This is a genomic window from Aeromicrobium sp. PFPM2_SD2 (genome assembly GCF_057364525.1).
In genome coordinates this window covers 1-2,143 of the sequence record NZ_JBNFNZ010000422.1, presented here as the reverse complement: position 1 = coordinate 2,143, position 2,143 = coordinate 1, and the positions used below count along the sequence as shown (strand labels likewise).

Genomic DNA, 2,143 nt, shown 5'->3' with positions numbered 1-2,143 from the left:
CTGCGCGACCCGCGCGTGCCCGACCTCGCCCGCGCCTGGTCGACGACCCGGTCGGCGGCCGCGGTGTCGCTGTGGGCCGACCGGATGGAGGGCGCCGTCGTCGCGTTCGGCAACGCCCCGACCGCGCTGTTCCACCTGCTCGAGATGCTCCGCGACGGCGCCCCGCGTCCGGCCGCGATCATCGGCACGCCGGTCGGCTTCATCGGAGCGGCCGAGTCCAAGCAGGCGCTCATCGACCTCGCGACGGACGAGCCCGGTCTCGACGTGCCCTACCTCGTCGTCACCGGACGCCGGGGCGGGTCGGCGATGGCCGCCTCCGCGCTCAACGCCCTGGCCCAGGAGCGCGAGTGACCGGCCGGCTGTTCGGCGTCGGCGTCGGTCCCGGCGACCCCGAGCTGATCACGCTCAAGGCCGCCCGGCTCATCGGTGCGGCGGACGTCGTGGTCTACCACTCCGGCGTCGGCAAGCAGTCCAACGCGCGGCGCATCGCGTCCGCCCTGATCCCCGACGGCGTCGTCGAGGAGGAGCTGGTCTACCCCGTCACCACGCAGACGTCCGACCACCCGGGCGGCTACGCCGGCGCGATGGCCGACTTCTACGCCGAGTGCGCCGACCGGCTGCGCGCCCACCTCGCCGCCGGCCGCGACGTCGTCGTGCTGGCCGAGGGCGACCCGATGCTCTACGGCTCGTTCATGTACCTGCACGACCGGCTCAGCGACGAGTTCGAGACGCAGGTGGTGGCCGGCGTCCCGGCGTTCGCCGCCGCCACCGCCACCACCGCGCTGCCGCTCGTGCGCCAGACCGACGTGCTCACGGTGCTTCCCGGCACGCTGCCCGAGCCCGAGCTCGCGCGCCGCCTGGCCGACACCGACGGCGCCGTGATCATGAAGCTCGGCCGCACGTTCGCCAAGGTGCGCTCGGCGCTCGAGCAGGCCGGACGCGTCGAGGGCTCCTGGTACGTCGAGCGCGCCTCGATGGACGCCGAGCGGGTGCTGCCGGTGGCCGACGTCGACCCCGACACCGTCCCGTACTTCTCGATCGTCCTGGTGCCCGGCGACACGCGTCCGGGCGTGGCCCGGTACGAGAGCCCGGCCCCCGAGGCGGTCGCCCCGGCCGCCGAGGCCGAGGTCGTCGTCGTAGGGCTCGGCCCCGGCCCGGACCACTGGCTCTCCCCCGAGGCGTCGCAGGTGCTGGCCGAGGTGGGCCATGTCGTCGGCTACGGCCCGTACGTACAGCGCGTCCCGCAGCGGCCCGGCCTCGTCCGGCACGCGTCGGGCAATGCGACGGTCCGAGGTCCGACCGCGCCCGTGTAGGCGCTCGGAGGCTCGCCCTGGCCGGCGAGCGCGTCGCCGTGGTGTCCGGCGGCGACGCGGGCATCTTCGGCATGGCGTCGGCGGTGTTCGAGGCCGCCGAGGACGAGCGGTACGCCGGCGTCGCGGTGCGGGTCGTGCCCGGCATCTCCGCCGTCCAGGCCGTCGCGGCTCGGGCCGGTGCGCCCATCGGCGCCGACTTCGCGGTGATGAGCCTGTCGGACCGGCTCAAGCCCTGGGACGTCGTGGTCAAGCGGCTGCGCGCCATCGCCGAGGCCGACCTCGTGCTGGCGCTCTACAACCCGCGCTCACGCTCGCGCACCGAGCAGGTCGCGCAGGCCCAGGCGGTGCTGCTGGAGCACAAGGCGCCCGAGACCGTCGTGGTCGTGGGCCGCGACGTCGGACGCGCCGAGGAGAGCCTCACCGTCACGACGCTCGGCGACCTCGACCCCGAGACCGTCGACATGAAGTGCCTGCTGCTGATCGGCGCCTCGTCCACCCGGGTCACGCCCGGCGGACGCGTCTGGAGCCCCCGCTTCGTCGAGTGACCCCGCCCCCGCCCACGCCCGCGCACCCACCCGCGGAGCGGTGAGCTGGCAGCCTTTCCGCCCCTCGGTTCGGTTGCTGGCTCACCGCTCACCGAGGAGCGAGCACCGGAGCGGTGAGCTGGCAACGGAAAGCACCCCTGATTCGGTTGCTGGCTCACCGCTCACCGAGGGGGCGGCGGGAGCGAGCGCCTAGCGCCTCGCGCGGCGCTCGCGGCTGGCGGCGTAGAGGAACGACTCGCCGCCGCGGACGTCCGGGGCCAGCGCCGGCCGACGAGGATGATCGCC

General features: G+C 75.0%; 3 protein-coding genes. All 3 read left to right on the top strand.

Annotated elements, in window-relative coordinates; translation table 11 throughout:
- Positions 1 to 351, top strand: a 351-nt coding sequence (locus AC2W7G_RS14545; protein WP_485869067.1) for a precorrin-8X methylmutase, incomplete at its 5' end; no start/stop codon positions are given.
- A complete protein-coding gene (locus AC2W7G_RS14540) occupies positions 348 to 1,313 on the top strand; it encodes a precorrin-2 C(20)-methyltransferase (protein WP_485869066.1) in 966 nt (321 codons plus the stop codon). The genes AC2W7G_RS14545 and AC2W7G_RS14540, both read left to right, overlap by 4 nt.
- Before the next feature lie 17 nt (positions 1,314 to 1,330).
- Positions 1,331 to 1,858, top strand: coding sequence for an SAM-dependent methyltransferase (locus AC2W7G_RS14535; RefSeq protein WP_485869068.1), 528 nt, complete (start codon positions 1,331 to 1,333; stop codon positions 1,856 to 1,858).
- Positions 1,859 to 2,143: the final 285 nt, after the last annotated feature.